The following is a 5,358-nucleotide window of genomic DNA, read 5'->3' as shown; positions in this document are numbered from 1 at the left end:
GAGTCCATCATGATGTTTGAAATGTTAGATAACGCCAACAAAGGCACCGTCATTAAAGTGGTCGGTGTAGGTGGAGCGGGTGGCAATGCCGTCTCGCATATGATTCGTTCTGGTGTTCAGGGCGTGGATTTCATTTGCTGCAATACTGATGCGCAAGCATTGGCTGCAACGAATGCGCCTGTCCAGATTCGCCTGGGCCGTACCGGTTTAGGTGCCGGTGCCAAGCCAGACCAAGGCCGTGCGGCAGCCGAGTTGGCACGCGAAGAAATTCGCGCGGCACTCAATGGCGCCAATATGGTGTTCATTACCGCCGGTATGGGTGGTGGCACGGGTACAGGTGCGGCGCCCATCGTTGCCGATGTGGCCAAGGAGCTCGGTATTCTGACCGTTGCGGTGGTCACCCGTCCGTTTGTATTCGAAGGTCGCAAGCGCATGGCGATTGCCGAAGAGGGGCTGGTGGAGTTGAAGGATAAGGTGGACTCTCTGATCACCGTTCCCAACGAAAAACTCCTGCAGGTACTGGGTAAAACAACCAGCCTGCTGGAAGCCTTCAAAGCGGCCAACGATGTACTGTTAGGTGCTGTACAGGGTATTGCTGATCTGATTATCCGCCCCGGCATGATTAACGTCGACTTTGCCGATGTGCGTACAGTGATGTCCGAGATGGGGCAGGCCATGATGGGTACAGGCGAAGCTACGGGCGAAGATCGTGCCCGTATCGCCGCGGAAACCGCGATCCATAGCCCGCTGCTGGAAGATATCAACCTGCAGGGTGCCCGAGGCATTCTGGTGAATATTACCGCTGGTCCAGATCTCTCACTTGGCGAATTTTCCGATGTGGGCGATACGGTCGAGGCATTTGCGTCTGATAATGCGACTGTTGTGGTCGGCACCGTTATCGATCCTGAAATGGGCGACAAACTGCGCGTTACCGTGGTGGCCACTGGCCTGGGGCAGGGCATTGAGCGCAAGCAGCCAACCAAGGTTGTGGATAATGGGCCGGCACCGACCCCCAATGTCAGGAAAGCCACTACCGGTGAGCCTGATTACGACGTGCTGGACAAGCCGACTGTGATTCGTCGCGGACCCAGTGGTGGAGAAGCAGTGGCGCGGAAAATGGATGTCCGTGCTGATGCAGACATGGACTACCTGGATATCCCTGCGTTCCTGCGTCGCCAGGCGGACTGATTGCCAGGCTGTATCAGGCTTCCGTAAAAGACGAGCTGCCAGCTACCCCTCGAACCTGCTGGCAGTTCGTTTATGGAGCTATGGGGAGACATCTGTTAGTATTGCGGCCAGTTTTTCATTTCCACTGCTTTTCTTGCAGGTATTGGTAAGGCATGATTCGACAGCGTACCCTGAATAATATGATTCGCGCCACGGGTGTTGGCTTGCACACTGGCGAAAAAGTGTACCTGACTTTACATCCCGCCCCCGTTAATACCGGTATTATTTTCCGCCGCACCGACCTCGATCCTGTGGTCGAAATCTTTGCCAAGGCAGAGAATGTGGGTGAAACCACCCTGTCCACCACACTGGTCAACGGCGACGTCAAAGTTTCTACGGTTGAACACCTGCTTTCCGCCATGGCGGGACTGGGCATCGATAATGCCATTATCGATGTGACTGCGCCCGAAGTGCCAATCATGGACGGCAGCGCCGGACCTTTTGTCTTCCTGTTACAGTCTGCGGGCATCCGCGAGCAGGAAGAACCGAAACAGTTTATTCGCATCAAGCGCCCGGTGACCGTGACCGATGGCGACAAGACCGCATCCTTTCGGCCGTTCAATGGTTTCAAGGTCAGCTTTTCCATTGACTTCGACCATCCGGTTTTTCATAACCGTACCCTGAAAGCTGAGGTGGATTTTTGTACTACTTCTTTTGTTAAAGAAGTCAGCCGTGCCCGTACGTTTGGTTTTATGCACGAGATTGAATATTTGCGCTCCATGGGCCTGGCCCGTGGAGGCAGTATGGACAATGCTATTGTTGTTGACGAGTATCAGGTGTTAAATGAGGACGGTCTTCGCTACGAAGACGAATTTGTGAAGCACAAGATCCTTGATGCTATCGGCGATCTGTATTTGCTTGGCAATAGTCTGATTGGCGAGTTCGTTGCCCATAAATCAGGTCATGGGTTGAATAATGCTTCGTTGCGGGAGCTGATTGCCCAGAAAGATGCTTGGGAAGTGGTCACCTTTGAAAATGATGAAGATGAGGCGCCGATCTCATATATGAAACCGCTGCTTACCGTATAGTCTGGCTAACAGCGATCAGTAGATGATGCCAATAGACTGTGAAAATTATATTTATCAGTAATCGCAAGGGGACGACCCGCTCCATGGTGCTCAGCAACTGGGCCAAGGCGCTGTTGTCCCTGTGTTTGCTGGGCCTCCCCATTTCGGGCGGCATATTGATTGGCTCGTTGCTCGCTAGCGGCAACCATCCCATTGATATCACCCTTATCAACTCCATGCGTCAGGAACTGGAACAGCAGCAGTCCGAACTGGATCTCGGGCGTGAGGATGCACAGCAAAAGGTCAAAGCCATCACCCTTAAGCTGGCGGAGTTTCAGGCACGCTTGGTGAGGCTGGATGCACTCGGTGAGCGCCTCTCTGAAGTGGCTGGCCTGGAAGATGGTGAGTTTGATTTTGGCCAGCAGCCCGCCGTGGGTGGTCCAGAACAGGATTCTCTGCAGTCCTATCAGCACTCTGAACTGGAAGCCCTTTTCCAGCAGCTTGAAGAGCAACTGGACAGTCGCGAAAGTCAATTGGGTATTCTCGAATCCCTGATGATGGATCGCAATGTGCAACGCCAGAGTGCGGTCACTGGCCGTCCCATTAAAAAGGGTTGGTTGTCATCCCGTTTTGGTCGCCGCACGGATCCTTTTACTGGTCACCGAGCCTGGCACAACGGTGTCGATTTTGCAGGCAAAGCCGGGTCGGAAATTATCGCAGTTGCTGCGGGCGTCGTGACATGGTCAGGTGAGCGCAATGGTTATGGCCAGATGGTAGAGCTTGATCACGGTGAAGGCTATGCCACCCGCTATGCTCACAACAGCGAAAACCTGGTCAAAGTGGGCGATGTCGTCAAGAAAGGTGAAGTGGTCGCCTTGATGGGTAGCAGTGGCCGCTCCACCGGTCCCCACGTGCATTTTGAAGTGTATAAAAATGGTCGGGCCGTCGACCCCGCCAGCTATATTCGCCGTACCATCCGCTAACACTCCTCTCTATCTCCTCCCTGGTTCGAAAACATTCTGCGCAGATGCACACCTATTGATGTGGATTAGATAATGAAACTCTTAAAGACGTTGTTTGGCACTAAAAATGACCGCGAAATCAAGCGGATGTCAAAACTGGTCAAACAGATCAATGCTCTGGAAGAAACAATCACCGCGCTTTCCGATGAACAGTTAAAAGCGAAAACAGACGAATTTCGACAACGTTACAGTAGCGGTGAGAGCCTTGACGCACTTTTGCCGGAGGCATTTGCCGCGGTGCGGGAAGCTGCTCAGCGCACCTTGGGCATGCGCCATTTTGATGTGCAGTTGATAGGCGGTATTACCCTGCACGAAGGGCGCATTGCTGAGATGCGTACCGGTGAGGGTAAAACGTTGGTGGCGACGCTGGCGGCTTACCTAAATGCCATCCCGGCCACCGGTGTGCACATTGTTACCGTGAACGACTATCTGGCCAAGCGGGATGCCCAGTGGATGGCACCTGTGTATGAGTTTTTGGGTCTGCAGGTAGGGACAATTTTTTCCCAGCAGGGGTTGGAGGAAAAACACCAGGCATACCAAGCCGATATTACCTATGGAACCAATAATGAATTCGGGTTTGATTACCTCCGTGACAACATGGTGCTGCGTCTGGAAGAAAAAACCCAGCGTGGTCAGGTGTTTGCTATCGTCGATGAGGTCGACTCGATCCTGATTGACGAGGCCCGTACCCCGCTAATTATATCCGGTGCCGCTCAGGACAGTTCGGCGCTCTACAAGCGTATGAATGGCCTGATGCCGTTGCTCAAACCCCACAGTGATGATGTTCCCGGTGATTTCATCGTTGACGAAAAAACGCGACAAATTGAATTAACGGAAGAGGGACATTCTAAAATAGAGTCTCTTCTTGAAAGTGAAGGCTTACTTCAGCAGGGTGATAGTCTGTATAACGCCAGTAACCTGGGACTACTACACCATGTGCAATCGGCACTCAGGGCGCACCATCTTTTCCACAAAGATGTGGAATACATTATCCAGGAAGGACAGGTTGTCCTGATTGATGAGCACACCGGCCGTACCATGGTGGGCCGTCGACTCTCTGAGGGACTGCATCAGGCAATTGAAGCCAAGGAAGGGGTGAGTATCCACAGCGAAAGCCAGACGTTAGCCTCGACCACCTTCCAGAATTATTTCAGGCTTTACGAAAAGCTGGCAGGCATGACCGGTACCGCCGACACTGAAGCCTACGAATTTCACCAGATATATGGATTGGCCGTGGTGGTCATACCCACCAATAAGCCCATTTCCAGAACCGACCTGAATGACCTTATCTACCTGACAACCGACGAAAAATATAATGCGGTGATTGAAGATGTGCGTGCTTGCGTGGAAAAAGGTGCGCCTTTGCTGGTGGGTACTGCATCGATTGAGACCTCTGAAGCGATGTCTCAGCGCTTGCTTGCTGCGAAAATCCCCCATGAAGTGCTCAATGCCAAATTCCATGAAAAAGAGGCACAGATCATTGCCCAGGCGGGCCAGCCTGGTGCTGTGACCATTGCTACCAATATGGCCGGTCGCGGAACCGACATCGTGCTTGGTGGTAACTGGGAAGTTGAAGTTGCTGCAATGGACAATCCGACCGATGAGCAGGTGAAGCAGGTCAAGGAAGCCTGGCAAAAACGCCATGATCAAGTCATTGCGGCAGGAGGATTGCACATTCTGGGTACAGAGCGCCATGAATCCCGCCGCATCGACAACCAGCTGCGGGGTCGTGCCGGACGTCAGGGCGATCCAGGGGTATCCCGCTTTTACCTGTCGTTGGAAGATCAGCTGATGCGCCTGTTTGCTTCGGATCGTGTGAAGAACATGATGCGTGCTCTGGGTATGGAGAATGGTGAAGCCATTGAACACCGCATGGTCACCAACGCCATTGAAAAAGCCCAGCGCAAGGTGGAAGGGCGCAACTTTGATATTCGTAAACACCTGCTTGAGTTTGATGATGTTGCCAACGATCAGCGTCAGGTGATTTATCAACAGCGTAACGAATTGCTGGCGGCTGACGATATTGCCGACATCATCAGTAACATCCGCGATGACGTGATTGACAGTGCCATCAGTTTTTATAGTCCTCCGCAAAGTCTGGC

At 52.8% G+C, this 5,358-nt stretch carries 4 protein-coding genes; all 4 read left to right on the top strand.

Annotated elements, in window-relative coordinates:
- Positions 1-12: 12 nt before the first annotated feature.
- Positions 13-1,188, top strand: a complete 1,176-nt coding sequence (gene ftsZ / locus ACYZYZ_RS01115; protein WP_461482959.1) for a cell division protein FtsZ — start codon at positions 13-15, stop codon at positions 1,186-1,188.
- A 152-nt stretch (positions 1,189-1,340) separates the two neighbouring features.
- Positions 1,341-2,255: a UDP-3-O-acyl-N-acetylglucosamine deacetylase gene (gene lpxC, locus ACYZYZ_RS01110; protein WP_305169543.1), complete on the top strand. Its 915-nt coding sequence runs from the start codon at positions 1,341-1,343 to the stop codon at positions 2,253-2,255.
- A 38-nt stretch (positions 2,256-2,293) separates the two neighbouring features.
- A complete protein-coding gene (locus ACYZYZ_RS01105; protein ID WP_461482958.1) occupies positions 2,294-3,217 on the top strand; it encodes a peptidoglycan DD-metalloendopeptidase family protein in 924 nt (307 codons plus the stop codon).
- A 72-nt stretch (positions 3,218-3,289) separates the two neighbouring features.
- Positions 3,290-5,358, top strand: a 2,069-nt coding sequence (secA, locus tag ACYZYZ_RS01100; RefSeq protein WP_461482957.1) for a preprotein translocase subunit SecA, incomplete at its 3' end; no start/stop codon positions are given.

The sequence above is a fragment of the Porticoccus sp. genome, assembly GCA_023261185.1.
Classification (GTDB): Bacteria; Pseudomonadota; Gammaproteobacteria; order Pseudomonadales; family Porticoccaceae; genus Porticoccus; species Porticoccus litoralis.
This window is presented reverse-complemented; position numbering and strand designations above follow the sequence as displayed.